Raw genomic sequence first — 17182 nt, 5'->3', positions numbered from 1 at the left:
TGGCTAATCTTAAGCAAAGAGACGGTGATCGCCATCCCCAAAGAGATTGCTAATACAGCGGCCACATAATTCTGGATGATCGGTACTGCTACCAACATCTTTAGTGTGATGCCAGCAGCGACCGCACTTCTTATATTGACTACCTCTTACCAATACTTCTAGACCCTCATTGCTAAGTTCAATATTAGCGCTAGAGGTAATCGTGACAAACCGTAAATCATCTTCAAGTGAATGCAGGATAGCAAAATCAACATCACCTACTTTGATTGTGAGTTCAGCTTGTAAAGATGAGCCAACGTTGCCTGCCTCACGCTCCACTTCAATTGCCTTGGTAATTTCAGAGCGAATTTCACGAATGCGGCTCCATTTAGCGAGCAACTCATCAGCTTGAGCGATTTGCGGAAATTGGCCAAATTCCTCCATAAAGATGGATTCGGCAGGCTTGTTTCCTGAACCATGTGGAAAGTCTTTCCAGGCTTCTTCTGCAGTGAAGGAGAGGAATGGGGATAACCACTTCAAGAGATTGCGGGTGATGTGGAACAGTGCGTTCTGCGCTGCGCGGCGATCTGGCGAGTCAGGTGCGCTCGTATAAAGACGATCCTTCAGAATGTCGAGATAGAAGCCACCCAAATCCTCCGAGCAGAAAGTCAACATGCGTGCGACTGCAGGCTGGAATTCATAAGCCTTGTAATGTGCCTCAACATCATTCTGCAATGCATTGGCAAGCGCAACAGCATAGCGATCAATCTCCAGCCACTGATCAGCAGGCATTGTGTGCTTGCTTGGATCAAAATCAGACAGATTGGCTAGTAAGAATCGCAATGTATTCCGAATGCGGCGATAGCTCTCAGTCACGCGTTTGAGAATCTCATCCGAGATCGTCATTTCGCCTGAGTAGTCGGTAGAGGCCACCCAGAGGCGAATAATTTCCGCACCGAGTTTATCTGCTACTTGTTGAGGCGCGATCACATTGCCAACGGACTTACTCATCTTGCGACCTTGACCATCCACAGTGAAGCCATGAGTCAAGAGGGCTTTGTATGGTGGCTTGCCATCGAGCATGGCACCTGTTAGCAATGAGGAGTGGAACCAGCCGCGATGTTGGTCGGAGCCTTCTAGATATAAGTCAGCTAAGCGACCATTTGGTGTTTCAGCGTCAGCAGTTAACAATTCATCACGGTGTGAGCCGCGAATGACATGCCAATGTGTTGTGCCAGAGTCAAACCAGACGTCTAGCGTGTCACGATTCTTTTCATAGTGCGTAGCCTCCTCGCCAAGCAACTCAGAAACCTCTAGTTTTTGCCAGGCTTCAATCCCTTCTTTTTCTACGCGTTTGGCAATTTCTTCGAGGAGCTCAACGGTGCGTGGGTGTGGCTCACCACTTTCTTTATGGACAAAGAAAGCCATCGGCACGCCCCACTGGCGCTGGCGTGACAAAGTCCAGTCGGGACGATTGGCGATCATACTGTTAAGACGTTGCTTACCCCAGGCAGGGAAGAACTCAGTGTTCTCAATGCCGGCAAGCGCAGTCTCACGCAAGCTAGGTTTGCCATCAGATGGTTTCTTATCCATGCTCGCAAACCATTGTGAAGTGGCGCGATAAATAATCGGTGACTTATGGCGCCAGCAATGCATGTATGAATGGGTGTAAGTTTTATCGCGTAAGAGACTGCCTGCTTCGCGCATGGCTTCAACGATCTTGGGGTTTGCTTTCCAGATGTATTCATTGGCAAAGAGTGGCAACCAAGATGCGTATACGCCGTTGCCCATTACTGGATTGAGAATGTCTTTGTCGGCTAACTTATTGGCCTTACAGGACTTGAAGTCCTCTTCGCCATAGGCGGGCGCTGAATGAACAATGCCTGTGCCGGTGTCCAGTGTGACGTACTCGGCTGGATAAATTGGTGAGAGGCGTTTGTAGCCTTCATGTAATGGAGCCAGTGGGTGCCAGAAAGAAATATTTGCTAGCTGGCCACCTTGGCAAGTGGCAATGACTTTGCCTTCCAGACCGTAATCTTGCAAACAAGTCTCCACACGATCTTTTGCGAGAATTAATAACTTATCACTAGCATCTACTAAAGCGTAAGTGAGTTCTGGATGAACGTTCATCGCTTGGTTGGCAGGGATAGTCCATGGTGTTGTTGTCCAGATCACAATTTGACCTGGCTTATTAGGCAACTCAGGCAGTCCAAATGCTTTGGCTAGCTGTGGGCGCTGTGCATCATCAAATGCAAAACCAACATCTACAGTAGGATCAGTTTTATCTTGATATTCCACTTCGGCTTCAGCTAATGCAGAACCACAGTCAAAGCACCAGTTCACTGGCTTTAAGCCGCGGAATACGTAACCTTTTTCCCAGATCTTCCCGAGGGCGCGGATTTCATCGGCCTCGTTGCGGAAGTTCATGGTGAGATAGGGGTTATTCCAATCTCCCAGAACACCTAAGCGCTCAAAATCTTTCTTTTGTTTCTCAACCTGGACATGTGCGTAGGCGCGTGCCTTAGATTGAACCTCAGCAGTTGGTAAATTTTTACCAAATTCTTTTTCAATCTGGATCTCAATCGGCATGCCATGGCAGTCCCAGCCAGGGACGTAGACTGAATCAAAACCCATTAACCAGCGAGACTTGATGATCATATCTTTCAAGATCTTGTTAACCGCATGACCAATGTGAATATCGCCGTTGGCATATGGGGGGCCATCATGCAAGATGAACTTTGGTTGATTGGCGTGGGCTGCACGAATCTTTTCGTAGATCTTATTCTTTTGCCATCCAGTAACCCACTGCGGTTCACGCTTGGCTAAATCTCCTCGCATTGGGAAGGGGGTATCTAAAAGATTGACGGGATAAGAATTTTCTTTTTCAGACATAAGCTTTTTTCTGGAAATAATTTCTGGCATGCGCTGCATCTGCTGCAATCGCTTTTGTAAGGGTTTCGAGGTCAGGGTACTTCGCCTCATCACGAATTTTTTCTAATAGCTCTACGGTAATAATTTTCCCGTACACATCATTGTTGTAATCAAAAATATGGGTCTCCAGCAATACTCTGCCAGCGTCTTCTACTGTAGGTCTTACGCCGAGGCTGGCAACCGCAGGCAGTGGCTGATCGCCCAAGCCTAAAACTTGCGCAGTGAAGATTCCAGTTGTTGCTGGTTTGCGATGATGTAAATGATTAGCAACAGCTAAATTTAAAGTAGGGAAGCCAAGTTGACGTCCTAGTTTTTGACCATGAAGCACATGCCCTGAAATTCCGTAAGGGCGACCTAATAATTTTTCAGTCAACTTCATATCACCACTGGCAAGTGCGGCACGTAGCGCAGAGCTGGAGATGCGCTCACCACCCTCTTGAATAGTTTGAATGCTCGACACTTCAAAACCATATTTTTCGCCGGCCGCTTTTAGGCTGGCAAAGTTGCCGGCACGTTTTGCGCCATAACAAAAATCATCGCCAATCAAAATCCATTTAGCGTTCAAGCGCTTGACAATAATTTCTGAAACAAATTCATCTGGGGTGAGCTTCGCAAAAGCGGAGTTGAAATGCTCCACCACAACACGATCAATTCCGAGTTCAGAAAGCGCTGCTAATTTGTCGCGCAAATTCAGAATGCGGGGTGGTGCTTGGTCTGGAGAGAAGAATTCCTTTGGGTGCGGCTCGAAAGTCATAACGCAGCTGACCAAACCTCTTTCTTTAGCGCCATCCACGAGTTGTTTAAGCAGGGCGCGATGACCCCTGTGCACCCCATCGAAATTACCGATGGTTAAGGCACAAGCTGGTCCTGCAGAAAACTGGGTGGGGCCACGGAATACGTTCACAAAATCGCTTTCAGGGTAGCCATCAATTATATTGTGGGCATGCCTTCTATCGTTACCTTAATCTCCGGCCGCGGATCTAATTTCGAAGCCATTGTCAAAACGGCTCAAAAAGAGCGGTGGCCAGTCACATTTGCTGGGGTCATAGCGAATCATTCAGCGGCTAAGGGCCTTGATTTTGCTCGCTCGCAGGGCATTCCAGCCTTTGCTATTGACCATAAGGCGCACGCTACCCGCGAATCCTTTGATGCGGCTTTAATTGAGCAGATCGATGCCCTCGGGGCTGATTTAGTCGTTCTCGCCGGTTTTATGAGAATTCTGACGCCTGGATTTATTCGCCATTTTGAGGGGCGATTGATCAATATTCACCCAGCACTGTTGCCAGCCTTTCCTGGTTTACATACCCATGAGCGGGCCTTGGAAGCTGGGGTCAAGGAGCATGGTGCCACGGTTCACTTTGTGAATGAGGGGGTAGATGAGGGCCCCATCATTTGTCAGGCTTCAGTGCCTGTACTGGAAGGTGATGATCCTGACACTCTAGCTGCGCGCGTTTTGGCTGCAGAACATCAAATTTACCCGCGGGCCGTAAAATGGTTCCTCGATGGACGATTGCGAATAGAAGGTAATCAAGTGAAGCTACAACCCCCAGAGTCGCAATTTTTTAAATTATGAGTGCAGAACGTCCATCCCGCAGATCTGGAAGCAGACTAGCCCCCCAAAAAAGTTACGCAGCGAAATCGAAAGATCCATTGCGTCGCCCTGAGCGTCGAAATGCCAGCGGCAACTTGATTGCCCCTGAAGGTCAAAAGAATTTCTCCAATGCAAAAGCATTGCCACAGCATGCAATTCACCTGGAGCGTTTGCTTCCAGAGTTGCTGAGTTTTGAGCAGCCTGCAGACCGTGTAGTGAGTCGTTATTTTAGAGAAGAGAAACAACTCGGAAACCGTGATCGCGCTCTGATTGCAGAGAGCGCATTTGCAATCTTGCGCCGTAAAAATGAGTTCTCACAATTTGCGGCAAGCGGTGAAGGCTCTCAGTCTAGACGCTTAGCCCTATTGGGTTTGCTGTCCGCCTTATCTGAAGGTGGACTGGGTTCCGCTAACCGTGCAGAGAGTGCTATTGCTGACCTAGCGCACGTACTCAAGCCTGGTGAATATGAATGGTTGCAACGTTTTGCAACGGTTGATCCCGCTGCTTTAAATTCATTAGTGCGCAACAATTTGCCCGAGTGGTTGTGGGATGCATTTGGTCAATATCCAGGTGAGGACACTCGTGAAGAATTGGCTAAATCGTTAATGCACCCAGCATTATTAGATTTGCGTGCAAACACCATGAAAACCAATCGCGAAGAACTGCTTGCGCAGATGAATGCATTAGGCGGTCGCTACCAAGCAATCCCAACTCCGTATGCACCAGATGGTGTGCGCATTATGGGTAAGCCCGCTTTGCAAAATACTGCTGGTTTTAAGGCGGGTATGTTTGAGGTGCAAGATGAAGGCAGTCAGCTCTTGGCATATTTACTTGCACCAAAGCGCGGCGAGATGGTTGTGGACTTCTGTGCGGGTGCGGGCGGCAAGACTCTGGCAATTGGGGCGCTTATGCGCTCCACAGGGCGCCTGTATGCCCTTGACACGTCTGAGCGTCGCTTGGCCAATTTAAAGCCAAGGCAAGCCCGCAGCGGACTCTCTAACGTGCATCCGGTATGGATTGATAGTGAGAATGATGCCAAGATCAAGCGTTTAGCTGGCAAGATTGATCGCGTGCTAGTGGATGCCCCTTGTAGTGGTATGGGTACTTTGCGCCGTAATCCTGACCTCAAGTGGCGTCAGACCCAAGCAGGGGTATTGGAGCTGAATCAGAAGCAGATGAGCATTCTGTCTTCCGCTGCTCGACTATTAAAACCAGGTGGACGCTTGGTTTATGCCACTTGTAGCCTATTGCCTCAAGAAAATCAGGCGATTGCTGAGGACTTTTTAGCAAAACACCCCAATTTTGAGGCGGTACCAGCGGCAGATGTTCTTAAACCATTGTTTCCAAAGGAAAAATTACCTTTAGGGTGCAGTCCAGACAATCCTTGGTGGCAGTTATGGCCCCATATTCATGGCACGGATGGTTTCTTTGGGGCAGTTTTCCAAAAGAAAGCTGCTGCACTTGTTCCCCAGTCTGAAAAAGAGGTTCAAAAAGAGGTTAAGGTCAAAAACAAGAAGACCCCTAAGGAACTAAAATAGAGTTTTAGCCTATTTAGGGATTCCCTTTTGAATACAGTTTCAGGTTTTGATTTGTTCCTCCACTGGCTTGCCAATGGATACTTAGATTGGTCTTGGTGGCAAATTGTTGTTTTTACCTTAGTTGTCACCCACATCACTATTGCCGCTGTAACGATTTTTCTGCATCGCTGCCAAGCGCATCGCGCACTAGATCTGCATCCCATCGTTTCCCATTTCTTTCGTTTTTGGCTTTGGCTAACTACGGGAATGGTGACGAAGGAGTGGGCCGCGATTCACCGCAAGCATCACGCTAAATGTGAAACCGTTGACGACCCTCATAGTCCGCAAGTTTTGGGAATTAAAACTGTACTGTCTCGTGGTGCTGAGCTCTATAAAAAAGAAGCCGCTAATCAAGAGACATTGGATAAGTTTGGTCACGGTACTCCGGATGACTGGGTCGAGCACAACATCTATTCCAAGTTCTCTTGGCAGGGTGTCGCTATCATGCTCATCGTTGATGTGTTTTTATTTGGTGCCATTGGATTGACAGTGTGGGCAGTGCAAATGTTGTGGATTCCGATTACTGCCGCTGGGATTATTAACGGCATCGGACACTATTGGGGCTATCGCAATTTTGATTGTGAAGATGCCTCCACCAATATTTTTCCTTGGGGTATTTTGATTGGCGGCGAAGAGTTGCATAACAATCATCACACGTTTGCAACTAGCGCGAAGCTGTCTAATAAATGGTATGAGTTTGATATTGGTTGGATGTATATCCAGATCATGAGTGCAGTTGGTTTAGCTACTGTGAAGAAGACTCCGCCGAAGCCAGTACTGAGTGATTTACGCCCAGCCGATCAAAACACACTTGAAGCTATTATTGCAAACCGTTATGAAATCATGGCGCGTTATAGCAAGACATTGCGCAGTTTCTTTAGCAATGAAGTGCAACATATGCAGGTCTTGGCTGCACATTTGAGTGATGCTCGGATTTGGTTGGCTAAAGATGAGTCTCGCTTAACGGAGCAAGAGAAATTAAAACTTGAAGAGTTAATGGCCAGCAATGCACAGTTACGCAAGATGATTGAAATGCGTCGTGAGTTACAGGCAATATGGAGTCGCTCTTCTGCTACCAAGGAGCAATTGCTTTCTCAGTTACATGCTTGGTGTCAGCGTGCTGAAGAAAGTGGCCTAACGAGTCTTCGCGAGTTCTCTTTAAGATTGCGTCGTTACGCTTAAATAAAAATAGAGGTAACGAAAGAAATAAGGCCAACAACAATACAGTTCGATACTGTAGACAATAAAAAACCCGCTGAGATAGCGGGTTTTTTATTTACTTAAAATACGTATTAAATAAATGCGTTATTTCAGTTTTGTTTCTTTGTAAGCAACGTGCTTGCGAATGGTTGGATCAAACTTCATGATCTCCATTTTCTCAGGCTTAGTACGCTTGTTTTTTGAAGTTGTGTAGAAGTGACCAGTACCTGCTGATGACTCCAACTTAATTTTTTCTCTGCCGCCTTTAGCCATTTGTGCGCTCCTTAAATTTCGCCACGTGCACGGAGATCAGACAACACAGCATCGATGCCGTTTTTGTCGATAACGCGCAAACCAGCATTGGTTAAGCGCAAGCTAATCCAGCGGTTTTCAGATTCAACCCAGAAACGACGGTTTTGCAAATTCGGCAAAAAGCGACGTTTCGTTTTATTGTTTGCATGGGATACATTGTTGCCAACCATCGGCTTCTTCCCAGTGACTTGGCAAACTTTTGCCATGACATAACTCCATTAATTGCGAAAAAAGAAGATTGTATCAGTCTCGACCTATTTTGGGCTAGCCCTAATTAGCCTTGTTCTTGGGGATTTGGATGTAAAAAGCAGGCTCAGGAGCAAAATAAGCTAATAAGTTAGTAAACACTATCGTTTAACACTAATATTCATAAGACCAGAGTCTGAAAATGAGAAAAAACCACTGCCACTCACGATGCAGTGATCTAAAAGCTGAATATCGACCATTTGTAAGACGCTTTCAAGTACCTTGGTCAATTCCTGATCTGCGTCGCTAGGCAATGGGTTACCGCTAGGGTGGTTATGGGCCACGATTAGGGCGCTCGCATTTTTAGAGAGAGCTTCTTTGAGGATTTCGCGGGGGTAAATGGCTGTTTGGGTGATGGAGCCCCTAAAAAGCTCATCGCACTCAATGAGATGAAGGCTTGAGTCAAGGTAAAGACAGAGAAAAACCTCGTGTGGCAGGCGGCCAATTTTGGCCTGCAAGAACTCCCTCACGTGATTCGGTGATGAAAAGATGGGGTCTTGACTGAGGCCGTCCTCTAGGCTGCGTTTAACCAACTCATACGCCGCTTGAATTTGAGACCATTTGGATAGTCCTACGCCATGGACGCGAGTGAATTCTTCAGGTGTACTGGCTAAAAGGCGGGGCAGGCTTCCAAAATGATGAATGAGATCTTTGGCTAGAGTGACTGCGCTTTTTCCCTTTACCCCAATGCGCAAAAAGATGGCAAGTAATTCGGCGTCAGAGAGTGCTGCGGCACCTTTTAGGCGAAGCTTCTCCCTGGGCTGTTCATTTTTTGGCCAGTCCGTAATGGGAGAATGCACAGCCAGCGCAGGCCTAGATACAATCACCTTATGACCAAATTGACTGTTTTGCCTAATTCCTTTCTGACCCTCAACTATCGGCTCACGTTGCCCAGCGGGGAGGATTACATCAACACATTTATTGATCGTCCTGCGACGGTTCTGATGGGATCTGGACAATTTGCTCCTTGCTTTGAAAAGGTGTTGTTGGGCCTGGGCGTTGGTGAGAAAAAAAGCGCACTACTTACTCCTGAAGAAAGTTTTGGCGATCGTAAAGAGGATTTAGTGCAATGGGTTTCCCTGAAAGCGCTTAGAGAGGGTCGAGATGATGATGTCGAATTCAATCCAGGCGATGTGATTGAGTTCAATGCGCCAGGCGGCGCTCAGTATGCGGGCGTACTGCAATCGATTAATGAAGAGGGTGCATGGTTTGACTTTAATCATCCTTTGGCGGGTAGATCTGTGAAATTTGAAGCAGAGATTGTGGCGATTCTGTAAAGCATGAGCGCTTCCGATAACGCAGAAATTTTGATGGCTCAGCCGCGTGGATTTTGCGCAGGCGTTGATCGTGCGATCAATATCGTGAATGAGGCGCTGAATCGTTTTGGCGCCCCCATATATGTGCGCCATGAAATTGTGCATAACGCATATGTCGTCAATGAATTGCGCAATAAGGGCGCGGTATTCGTGGATGAACTGCATGAAGTTCCTAAGGGCGGCATCGTGGTATTTAGTGCTCATGGTGTTTCTCAGGAGGTCCGCAGGGATGCTGAGGCGCGAGGGCTGCAAGTCTATGATGCTACATGCCCCTTGGTTACAAAGGTGCATCTTGAGGTCGTCAAAATGTGCAAAGACGGCTTTACTGTATTGATGATTGGTCATGCAGGGCACCCAGAGGTTGAGGGCACTATGGGGCAAGTCAAGGAAGGTGTGTGCTTAATCGAAAAAGTTGGCGATGTGGATTCCCTTCCTTTTTCCGCTGAAGAGAAAATTGCATTTGTCACGCAGACAACGCTCTCAGTAGATGAGACAAGGGAAATTGTTGAAGCATTAACCAAAAAGTTTCCTAATATTGTTCAGCCTCGCAAACAAGATATTTGTTACGCCACCCAAAATCGTCAGGACGCTGTGAAATTCATGGCACCTCAAGTTGAGGTGGTTATTGTGGTCGGAAGTGCGGCGAGCTCTAACTCCAATCGCTTGCGCGAACTTGCTGAAAAGCTGGGTGTTCCGGCTTACATGGTGGACTCCCCAGAACAACTCAGGCCAGAATGGTTCGCTGGAAAAAAACGCGTGGGCTTAACGGCTGGAGCCTCTGCACCAGAAAGTTTGGCGCAATCGATCGTTAGTCGCATCCAAGAGTTTGGCCCAAGGAGTGTTCGCGCACTTGATGGTGTGGTTGAGGATGTAACCTTTTCTTTGCCCAAAAATTTAGTTGATTAAGGTTGATTAAAGTTGATTCAGTATTCATTCATAACAGAGGAGCTGTACATGAGCAAATCACACATTACAAAGAGCGTTTTCGCAATGGCGGCTGCGGCTTTACTGCTGGCGGCTTGTGGTAAGGGCGGAGATAAGTCTGCTGCGGTTCCGGCGGATGCTGTTGAGGTAAAAATTGGGCACGTTGCCCCGCTAACTGGCCCTATAGCCCATTTGGGTAAAGATAATGAAAATGGTGCGCGTTTAGCTCTCGAAGAAATTAATAAAGCAGGATTGACGATCGACGGAAAAAAAGTAGTTCTGACATTGGTTCCCGAGGATGATGCTGAAGATCCTAAGACGGCAACGCAAGTTGCGCAAAAATTAGTAGATGCCAAGGTTGTGGGAGTAGTGGGCCACCTGAACTCTGGAACAAGTATTCCGGCGTCACGTATTTATAGCGACGCAGGCATTACACAAGTATCTCCATCTGCCACGAATCCTGACTACACAAAGCAAGGATTTAAAACAACTTATCGCTTGGTTGCAACGGACGCACAACAAGGTCCAGCACTGGCGAATTATGTTGCTAATACTTTGAAGGCAAAGACTGTGGCGATTATTGATGACTCGACTCAGTATGGCAAAGGCCTGGCTGATGAGTTTGAAAAAACTGTTAAAGCTGCTGGCATGAAAGTAGTTACCCGTGAAGCGAGTAATAACAAGGCCACGGATTTCAAGGCGATCTTAACCAAGATTAAGGGTAGTAAGCCGGACGTCATCATGTATGGTGGCATGGATGCAACCGGTGGACCATTGACTAAACAAGCTGCTGAACTTGGTATTCAGGCCAAAGTAGTTGGTGGTGACGGCATGTGTACTGAGAAGCTCGCTGAATTGGCTGGCGAGGCAGTAGTGAATGTCACTTGTTCTGAGGCTGGCATGGCCTTATCAAAAATGGCGCAAGGCGCCGACTTCCAGAAGCGCTACAAAGAGCGCTTTAACTCTGATGTGCAAATTTATGCACCTTTCACTTACGATGCTGTCTATGTTTTAGTAGATTCGATGAAGCGTTCAAACTCAACTGATCCTGCAAAAATATTGGCTGCTATGCCGGATACGAAAATGCAAGGTTTAGTGGGTAATATTGCTTTTGATGGCAAAGGTGATATGAAAGAGGGCGTCATTACTTTGTATGACTTCAAGGATAAAAAGAAAACCGTGCTTGATGTCATTAAGATGTAATGACATTTGCATAAACAATGGCGCCGCTACTGCGGTGCTATTTTTTATCAAGCTTAAAAAATCCCCATCTCCATGGATATTCTTCTTCAGCAAATCATTAATGGCTTAGTGCTTGGCAGCATTTACGCCCTGATTGCTTTGGGCTATACCATGGTGTACGGTGTGCTCGGGATCATTAATTTTGCACACGGCGAAGTGTTGATGATTGGCGCCATGGTTTCACTGTCTTTATTGCGTGTGATTCTTGGTTTAACGAGTGATTTGCCGGGTTGGCTCACGCTCTTGATCATCTTGCCAGTCACGATGGCGGTCTGTGCTGGATTGAGTTACTGGATTGAGCGAATTGCTTATCGCCCCTTACGTAATGCCCCTCGTTTGGCTCCGCTGATCTCGGCGATTGGCATGTCTATTTTGTTGCAAACGATTGCGATGATGATCTGGTCTCGTAACCCAATGACCTATCCACAATTATTGCCATCCACTCCCATCGATTTGTGGGGTACTGGCGCGACGATTACTGGAAAAGAAATTGTGATCATCGTAGTGGCCCTAGTAGTAATGGCTGGCTTATTGTTCTTGGTTGAAAAAACAAAGCTTGGTCGGGCGATGCGCGCTACTGCTGAGCAAACCCAAATTGCCGCTCTGATGGGCGTCAATCCCAATCGCGTGATCTCCATTACCTTTATGTTGGGTGGCGCATTAGCGGGTCTAGCGGGAGTCATGATTGCCAGTAACTATGGCAACGTGCATTTTTATATGGGCTTCATTCCTGGCCTGAAAGCATTTACTGCCGCCGTTCTGGGAGGCATCGGAAATTTACAGGGTGCAATGTTGGGTGGTTTGCTATTGGGCTTGATTGAATCTTTGGGTGCTGGATATATTGGTGAGCTTACTGGCGGAGTCTTTGGGTCCAACTACCAGGATATTTTTGCTTTCTTGGTATTGATCTTGGTTCTAGTTTTGCGACCCACTGGTTTGTTGGGTGAAAAGGTTTCTGATCGTGCTTAAAAGCCTTTTCACTAATCGCCTTATTCACCTTAATGGAACTACTTATCTGTGGCTTGGACTCATTGCTCTAATTCTTTTGCCGTGGGTTGCAGGTGCGGCTGGAGGTAATTATTGGGTTCGAGTAATTGACTTCGCTTTGCTCTATATCGTTTTAGCGCTGGGCTTAAACGTGGTTGTTGGCTTTGCAGGTCTTTTGGATTTGGGTTACATCGCCTTTTATGCGTTGGGAGCCTATAGCTTTGCTTTATTGGCTTCTCCCCATTTACCAACTCAGTTTGCATCGATAGCAGCGAGCTTTCCGGAAGGGATGCATTTTTCACCCTGGATGGTGGCGGTGTTCTCGATTATTTTGGCAGCCTTATTTGGATTGGTATTAGGCTTGCCTACTCTGCAATTACGTGGAGATTACTTGGCTATTGTCACTTTGGGATTCGGTGAAATTATTCGCATTTTCATGAATAACTTAGATCGCCCATTAAATCTTACTAATGGCCCGAAGGGAATTTCTGGAATTGATCCGATTCAGTTGTTTGGTATCTCATTTACCAAGCCTTTGGATTTAGGATTTGTGCAAATCCCAGGTTTGTATCTGGTGTTTTATTTATTCTTGGTTCTGGCAATTGCAGTCGCTATTGTTTGCCTGCACTTACAGGACTCCCGCATTGGCCGTGCTTGGATTGCGATTCGTGAGGACGAGATCGCTGCTAAAGCGATGGGCATCAATACCCGCAATATGAAGTTGCTTGCCTTTGCAATCGGCGCATCTTTTGCTGGAGTGGCGGGCGTATTGTTTTCTGCTTTTCAGGGCTTTGTTTCGCCAGAGTCATTTACGCTCTGGGAGTCCATCGTGGTACTGGCTATGGTGGTTCTGGGTGGTATCGGCCATATTCCCGGGGTGATTTTGGGCGCGGTGCTTTTGGCGGTATTTCCAGAAATATTGCGCGGTATTGCGCAACCATTGCAACAGTTTCTATTCGGTCACGTGATTATTGATGTTGAAATTATTCGTCAATTAATTTACGGCCTAGCTCTCATTTTGATCATGCTCTATCGTCCAGGTGGTATTTGGCAAAAGCGTGGGGGTGGCAGATGAGCACCTCTTTATTGCTCGATGTCACTGATGTCTCTAAGCGCTTTGGTGGTGTGCAAGCGTTAGATTCTGTTGGTCTGCAAGTGCCACAGGGTGCAATTGTTGGCTTGATTGGTCCTAATGGTGCAGGCAAGACTACTTTCTTTAATGTGATTACAGGTCTCTATCCTGCGGACTCCGGAATCTTTCTGTTTGATAGCAAATCGTATTTTCCAGAATCAGTATCTGAGGTCACTAAATCCGGTTTGGCAAGAACTTTCCAAAATATCCGCCTCTTTAGTGAAATGTCCGTACTAGAGAATGTGATGGTGGGGTGCCACTGCCGCACTAAAGCGGGCTTGTTAGGTGCAATTTTTCGTTTTCCATCCACCAAGCGTGAAGAGCAAACGATTCGCGATAAGGCGCATGCCTTACTTGCTTACGTTGGCCTCAGCGAATTTGCTCAGATGGAGGCGCGTAATCTTTCTTATGGTCATCAACGTCGCCTGGAGATTGCCAGGGCATTAGCGACTGAACCTAAGCTCTTGGCACTGGATGAACCTGCAGCCGGCATGAATGCGACCGAAAAGCTAGAGCTTCGTGAATTGCTATTGCGTATTCGTGCTGATGGTAAAACCATCTTACTAATTGAGCACGATGTGAGTTTGGTGATGGGAATTTGCGACAGCCTCACGGTGCTCGATTATGGCAAAGTAATTGCTGCCGGAAAGCCGGCGGATGTTCGGGTGCATCCAGAAGTGATTAGAGCCTATCTCGGTCAAGGAGCTGCTTAATGAGTGCCTTGCTGAATGTAAAAGATCTCAAGGTTTCTTATGGCGGCATTAATGCTGTTAAAGGAATTGATCTGCATGTCAATCAAGGTGAGCTCGTAGCATTAATTGGCGCAAATGGTGCGGGTAAGAGTTCGAGCCTGAAGGCAATCGCAGGTTTGCTCACCCCTTCTGCCGGTGAAATTGATTTTGCAAATCAGAAGACTAGGAGGTTGCCTGCTTATGAATTAGTGCGCCTGGGTCTGGGCATGGTGCCTGAAGGTCGTGGCGTCTTTAAACGCATGACGATTTTAGAAAACTTGCAAATGGGCGCCTACTTAAAGTCAGATGCCAAAGAAATCGAGCGCAAGTTGGAAGAGGTTTACTCATATTTCCCAAGATTGAAAGAGCGCCTATCTCAATTGGCGGGCACGCTATCAGGCGGCGAGCAGCAAATGGTAGCCATGGGTAGGGCGATGATGGCCGAGCCGAAATTGTTGCTCCTAGATGAGCCCTCAATGGGTTTATCGCCCATCATGGTAGAGACTATTTTTGATGTGGTGCGGAGCTTGTCATCTAGCGGTATGACAATTCTGCTGGTAGAGCAGAATGCGCGCTTAGCCTTGCAGATGGCGGACCGTGCTTATGTTATGGAAAGCGGTTTAATCACCCTCAGCGGATCTGGAAAAGAGTTGCTGGAAGATCCGAGGGTACGAGCCGCCTACTTGGGCGAGTAGGCGGATAGCTTTAAACTGCTTCCTTGAGTAACTCGCGCAGCATATTACACATCTGACGAATTTCATCATCGGATACATTCAATGCTGGCATAAAGCGCAATAAGTTTGGTCTTGGAGAGTTGATCAATAAACCTTCTGGGTTTCGATCGCGCGCTAGCTCAACCAGTTTTGGGCCAATGTCTTTTCCAAGCATCAGCGCACGTAGCAAACCCTCGCCGCGCTCGCCCTCAAGATTGAACTCGCTTACCAGTTTGAGTAATTCGGTTTTGAGTAGCTCGCCTTTGGCTTTAACACTCTCCAGGAATCCTGGAGCCATAAGCTGTCTAATGACGCTAATACCAACAGCAGTCATGAGTGGGTTGCCGTTATAGGTACCACCTTGATCGCCAGGTACAAAACAAGCTACTGCATCTGTTGCCAATAGGGCTGCTAATGGAACGCCTCCGCCAATACCCTTGCCCAGGGTCATGATGTCTGGCTCAATGCCGTAGTTTTGGTAAGCAAAGAGGGTGCCAGTGCGTCCGCAGCCAGCTTGCACTTCATCCACAATCAATAGAATGTTGTTTTCTTTGGTGAACTTGCGGAGTTCGCGCATAAATTCTGTGGTGGCGGGAATGACGCCGCCTTCACCTTGAACCGGCTCGAGCATGACCGCAACCGTTTTGTCGGTTACCAGTTTTTTTACTGATTCAAGATCGTTTAAATCCGCTTTAGGAAACCCTGGAACTTGGGGTGCAAACATGGTGTCCCAGCCTGGCTTTCCAGAGGCGCTCATCGTTGCTAGTGTGCGCCCATGAAAACTATGATCAAAAGTAATGATTTCAAAGGCACCCGATTTATTGAGCTGACCCCATTTGCGCGCCAACTTAATGGCGCCTTCATTCGCTTCGGCACCGCTGTTCGCAAAGAACACTTTGTCAAAACAACTATTTTCTGTGAGCAGATTAGATAAACCAATCATCGGTTCGTTATAGAACGCTGGACTTGGATTGATGAGTTTTTTTGCTTGTGCGTTAAGTGCTTCAATCATTCCTGGATTGCCATGGCCTAAGCAATTGACGGCCCAGCCTTGCAAGAAATCTAAGTAGCGCTTGCCATTATTGTCTGTAAGCCATGAGCCCTTGCCTTCCATCATCACCACTTCTGGGCGCGGAGTAATGAACATTACTGAATGGGTATCGATGGCTTGAGCTGGCTTATTCATGCTGATTTAGTGGTCAATAAGGTCAAATGAAGTATCTATTATCTAACTGAATGGGATTTATGGCGCAGGACTTATGCGCTAGCCAAATCCGCTGCGCTGGTAAAGGAGTCAGCAAAGAATTCTTCCTCAGGCAGATGACACTTGGATGAAAAATCATTGCGGGCCGCATTGACCATCACTGGAGCTCCGCAAGCGTAGACCTGAAATCCCTTCATGTCAGGATGGTCTGCCATGGCGGCTTGATGCACAAAGCCTGTGCGACCCTGCCATGTGTCTTCAGCTAACGCATCGGAAATCACCGGGATGTACTTAAAGTCGGCAATTTGCTTTTCCCAAGATTTGCACAAATCATCTAAATACAAATCGTTTGGACGACGGCCGCCCCAGTACAGGTGAATGGGTCGATGAATCTTCTTGGCCTGCATTTGCTCGATGATCGATTTGATTGGCGCAAATCCTGTGCCAGCGGCAACAAAAATAATCGGTTTCTTAGAATCTTCTCTTAGAAAGAAGCTTCCCAGTGGACCTTCAAAACGAAGAATGTCTTTTTCCTTTAGTGCGGGGGTGACTGCGCCGAATACAAAGTCGGTGAATAGACCGCCGGGCAAATGGCGAATGTGCAATTCGAGAGGCCCATCTTGCTCAGGCGCATTGGCAATTGAGTAGGCGCGGCGTTGACCATCCTTCAGAAGAAACTCTAAATACTGCCCAGCAAGAAATTGAAAACGTTCAGCGGCGGGTAGCTGGAGTTTGAGGATGGCAACATCAGCACTTGGTTTGAGAATTGTGTTGACGCGGCAGGGCACCTTACGAATCGCAATATCACCAGCACCTTGAACTTCACGCGCCTCAATTAACAGGTCTGATTGGGGGTGAGAGCAGCAAAACAGAATGCTGCCGGATGTTTCATCGGCTTTGCTAAGGGCGCTTTCACTATGCTGGCCATGAGTAACCTGACCCTCCAAAACTTTACCTTTGCATGATCCGCAAGCACCATTTTTGCAGCCATAGGGCAGGTTGATGCCTTGACGCAGAGCAGCCTCAAGGAGGTTTTCATCTGGATTGACTGTAAATTGTTTGCCGCTCGTTTTGAGCGTGACTTGGTAAGACACTCT

Annotated in this window: 17 protein-coding genes; 10 read left to right on the top strand and 7 right to left on the bottom strand. The window is 47.3% G+C overall.

The genetic code is table 11. The features are described from left to right. Nucleotides 1-9: 9 nt before the first annotated feature. Both ileS and ICV36_RS08520 read right to left on the bottom strand, forming a co-directional pair. Entirely contained in the window at nt 10-2889 is a 2880-nt protein-coding gene (gene ileS / locus ICV36_RS08525) for an isoleucine--tRNA ligase (protein ID WP_371743221.1), read from the bottom strand. Further along, the gene (locus ICV36_RS08520) at nt 2864-3814 is read right to left on the bottom strand and encodes a bifunctional riboflavin kinase/FAD synthetase (protein ID WP_215400273.1); all 951 of its coding nucleotides are present in this window, start codon (nt 3812-3814) and stop codon (nt 2864-2866) included. The genes ileS and ICV36_RS08520 overlap by 26 nt, the downstream gene beginning before the upstream one ends. A gap of 39 nt (nt 3815-3853) precedes the next feature. Here ICV36_RS08520 and purN point away from each other — a divergent pair, with 39 nt between their 5' ends. Genes purN through ICV36_RS08505 form a run of 3 tightly spaced genes read left to right on the top strand, consistent with a single transcriptional unit; the run spans nt 3854 to nt 7260 of the window. Then, a complete protein-coding gene (gene purN, locus ICV36_RS08515; RefSeq protein WP_215400272.1) occupies nt 3854-4483 on the top strand; it encodes a phosphoribosylglycinamide formyltransferase in 630 nt (209 codons plus the stop codon). Next, nucleotides 4480-6039, top strand: coding sequence for an RsmB/NOP family class I SAM-dependent RNA methyltransferase (locus tag ICV36_RS08510; RefSeq protein WP_215400271.1), 1560 nt, complete (start codon nt 4480-4482; stop codon nt 6037-6039). Before purN ends, ICV36_RS08510 begins: the two co-directional genes overlap by 4 nt. Before the next feature lie 27 nt (nt 6040-6066). Further along, a complete protein-coding gene (locus ICV36_RS08505; RefSeq protein WP_215400270.1) occupies nt 6067-7260 on the top strand; it encodes an acyl-CoA desaturase in 1194 nt (397 codons plus the stop codon). 123 nt (nt 7261-7383) lie between these two features. Here the strand turns inward: ICV36_RS08505 and rpmG are convergent, their stop codons facing one another. From rpmG to radC, 3 genes are all read right to left on the bottom strand, one after another. Then, the gene (rpmG, locus tag ICV36_RS08500) at nt 7384-7551 is read right to left on the bottom strand and encodes a 50S ribosomal protein L33 (RefSeq protein ID WP_015421876.1); all 168 of its coding nucleotides are present in this window, start codon (nt 7549-7551) and stop codon (nt 7384-7386) included. Between the two features lie 11 nt (nt 7552-7562). Continuing rightward, complete coding sequence (gene rpmB / locus ICV36_RS08495) at nt 7563-7796, bottom strand: 50S ribosomal protein L28 (protein WP_011903570.1); 234 nt, start codon at nt 7794-7796, stop codon at nt 7563-7565. 141 nt (nt 7797-7937) lie between these two features. Further along, a complete protein-coding gene (gene radC, locus ICV36_RS08490) occupies nt 7938-8636 on the bottom strand; it encodes a DNA repair protein RadC (protein WP_251374984.1) in 699 nt (232 codons plus the stop codon). A 30-nt stretch (nt 8637-8666) separates the two neighbouring features. Here radC and ICV36_RS08485 point away from each other — a divergent pair, with 30 nt between their 5' ends. From ICV36_RS08485 to ICV36_RS08455, 7 genes are all read left to right on the top strand, one after another. Beyond that, complete coding sequence (locus ICV36_RS08485) at nt 8667-9113, top strand: peptidylprolyl isomerase (protein WP_215400268.1); 447 nt, start codon at nt 8667-8669, stop codon at nt 9111-9113. Between the two features lie 3 nt (nt 9114-9116). Beyond that, nucleotides 9117-10058, top strand: coding sequence for a 4-hydroxy-3-methylbut-2-enyl diphosphate reductase (ispH, locus tag ICV36_RS08480; protein ID WP_215400267.1), 942 nt, complete (start codon nt 9117-9119; stop codon nt 10056-10058). A 48-nt stretch (nt 10059-10106) separates the two neighbouring features. Next, nucleotides 10107-11279 (top strand): branched-chain amino acid ABC transporter substrate-binding protein, encoded by a 1173-nt coding sequence (locus ICV36_RS08475; RefSeq protein ID WP_251374982.1) that lies wholly within the window; start codon nt 10107-10109, stop codon nt 11277-11279. Nucleotides 11280-11351: 72 nt separating this feature from the next. Continuing rightward, nucleotides 11352-12287 (top strand): branched-chain amino acid ABC transporter permease, encoded by a 936-nt coding sequence (locus ICV36_RS08470; RefSeq protein ID WP_215400266.1) that lies wholly within the window; start codon nt 11352-11354, stop codon nt 12285-12287. Between the two features lie 22 nt (nt 12288-12309). Beyond that, nucleotides 12310-13380, top strand: a complete 1071-nt coding sequence (locus ICV36_RS08465; protein WP_371743220.1) for an ABC transporter ATP-binding protein — start codon at nt 12310-12312, stop codon at nt 13378-13380. Further along, on the top strand, nt 13377-14150 hold the full coding sequence (locus ICV36_RS08460; protein ID WP_215400264.1) for an ABC transporter ATP-binding protein: 774 nt from the start codon (nt 13377-13379) through the stop codon (nt 14148-14150). The genes ICV36_RS08465 and ICV36_RS08460 overlap by 4 nt, the downstream gene beginning before the upstream one ends. Next, on the top strand, nt 14150-14863 hold the full coding sequence (locus ICV36_RS08455; RefSeq protein ID WP_215400263.1) for an ABC transporter ATP-binding protein: 714 nt from the start codon (nt 14150-14152) through the stop codon (nt 14861-14863). The genes ICV36_RS08460 and ICV36_RS08455 overlap by 1 nt, the downstream gene beginning before the upstream one ends. Before the next feature lie 10 nt (nt 14864-14873). Here the strand turns inward: ICV36_RS08455 and ICV36_RS08450 are convergent, their stop codons facing one another. Further along, entirely contained in the window at nt 14874-16067 is a 1194-nt protein-coding gene (locus tag ICV36_RS08450; protein ID WP_215400262.1) for an acetylornithine transaminase, read from the bottom strand. 71 nt (nt 16068-16138) lie between these two features. Then, nucleotides 16139-17179 (bottom strand): CDP-6-deoxy-delta-3,4-glucoseen reductase, encoded by a 1041-nt coding sequence (locus tag ICV36_RS08445; protein WP_215400261.1) that lies wholly within the window; start codon nt 17177-17179, stop codon nt 16139-16141. Nucleotides 17180-17182 lie beyond the last annotated feature (3 nt).

It is taken from the genome of Polynucleobacter sp. MWH-UH35A (assembly GCF_018687075.1).
Lineage (GTDB): Bacteria > Pseudomonadota > Gammaproteobacteria > Burkholderiales > Burkholderiaceae > Polynucleobacter.
Note: the sequence above shows the minus strand (reverse complement) of the source record. Positions and strands in the feature narration are given on the sequence as shown.

Coding starts and splice junctions, on each gene's coding strand:
- purN (WP_215400272.1), top strand. CDS start 3,854: ATGCCTTCTATCGTTACCTTAATCTCCGGCCGCGGATCTAATTTCGAA.
- ICV36_RS08510 (WP_215400271.1), top strand. CDS start 4,480: ATGAGTGCAGAACGTCCATCCCGCAGATCTGGAAGCAGACTAGCCCCC.
- rpmG (WP_015421876.1), bottom strand. CDS start 7,551: ATGGCTAAAGGCGGCAGAGAAAAAATTAAGTTGGAGTCATCAGCAGGT.
- rpmB (WP_011903570.1), bottom strand. CDS start 7,796: ATGGCAAAAGTTTGCCAAGTCACTGGGAAGAAGCCGATGGTTGGCAAC.
- ICV36_RS08485 (WP_215400268.1), top strand. CDS start 8,667: ATGACCAAATTGACTGTTTTGCCTAATTCCTTTCTGACCCTCAACTAT.
- ispH (WP_215400267.1), top strand. CDS start 9,117: ATGAGCGCTTCCGATAACGCAGAAATTTTGATGGCTCAGCCGCGTGGA.
- ICV36_RS08475 (WP_251374982.1), top strand. CDS start 10,107: ATGAGCAAATCACACATTACAAAGAGCGTTTTCGCAATGGCGGCTGCG.
- ICV36_RS08470 (WP_215400266.1), top strand. CDS start 11,352: ATGGATATTCTTCTTCAGCAAATCATTAATGGCTTAGTGCTTGGCAGC.
- ICV36_RS08460 (WP_215400264.1), top strand. CDS start 13,377: ATGAGCACCTCTTTATTGCTCGATGTCACTGATGTCTCTAAGCGCTTT.
- ICV36_RS08455 (WP_215400263.1), top strand. CDS start 14,150: ATGAGTGCCTTGCTGAATGTAAAAGATCTCAAGGTTTCTTATGGCGGC.
- ICV36_RS08450 (WP_215400262.1), bottom strand. CDS start 16,067: ATGAATAAGCCAGCTCAAGCCATCGATACCCATTCAGTAATGTTCATT.